We start from the raw sequence: 729 nt of genomic DNA, 5'->3' as shown, positions 1-729 counted from the left end.
TGGGTTTTGAACGCTTCGACGCATTTTTCCATGCGTACTTCAGCATCTTTTCTGATATCGCTAATCACGTTACGAATCCTTGAAAACTTGTCTCAGACAGACCAGACGGTCGCTCACCGTAAAAGTGAGCTAAGTATAGTCAGATTTAATGCAAATCACCGGGCAATCGGCCCGCGAAAGTAAGGCGGAATATTACCCGGATTTGGCGCTGACGGGAATTATTCCGTAATTAATGTGCCTTCTTTTTCGCCCATCACCACGCGACGCAGCGCGCCGGGTTTGTTCATGTTGAAGACGCGAATCGGCAATTTATGGTCACGCGCCAGGGTAAAGGCGGCCAAATCCATAACTTTCAGTTCTTTATCAAGAACTTCGCTGTAGCTCAGCTGATCGTACATGGTGGCAGACGGGTCTTTGGCCGGGTCGGCGGTAAATACGCCATCAACTTTGGTGGCCTTCAGCACGACATCCGCTTCAATTTCAATCCCGCGCAGGCAGGCTGCGGAGTCGGTGGTGAAGAAGGGATTACCGGTGCCCGCGGAAAGAATCACCACGCGGTTGTTACGCAGCAGGCTGATCGCTTCCGCCCAGCTGTAGTTATCGCACACGCCGTTCAGCGGAATGGCCGACATCAGGCGAGCGTTCACATAGGCGCGATGGAGAGAGTCACGCATTGCAAGGCCGTTCATCACCGTTGCCAGCATGCCCATGTGGTCGCCCACAACGCGG

1 protein-coding gene and 1 pseudogene are annotated in these 729 nt (G+C 53.4%); both read right to left on the bottom strand.

Annotation, left to right across the window (positions count from 1 at the left end; all coding sequences use genetic code 11):
* Positions 1–68 (bottom strand): annotated as a pseudogene (gene frr, locus ACI2JR_RS26905) (ribosome-recycling factor); the annotation flags it as partial.
* Between the two features lie 150 nt (positions 69–218).
* Positions 219–729: UMP kinase (gene pyrH / locus ACI2JR_RS26900; RefSeq protein WP_462479941.1), on the bottom strand; the 511-nt coding region annotated here is incomplete at its 5' end.

Source organism: Klebsiella sp. NPDC088457, assembly GCF_044900465.1.
Classification (GTDB): Bacteria; Pseudomonadota; Gammaproteobacteria; order Enterobacterales; family Enterobacteriaceae; genus Klebsiella.
This window is presented reverse-complemented; position numbering and strand designations above follow the sequence as displayed.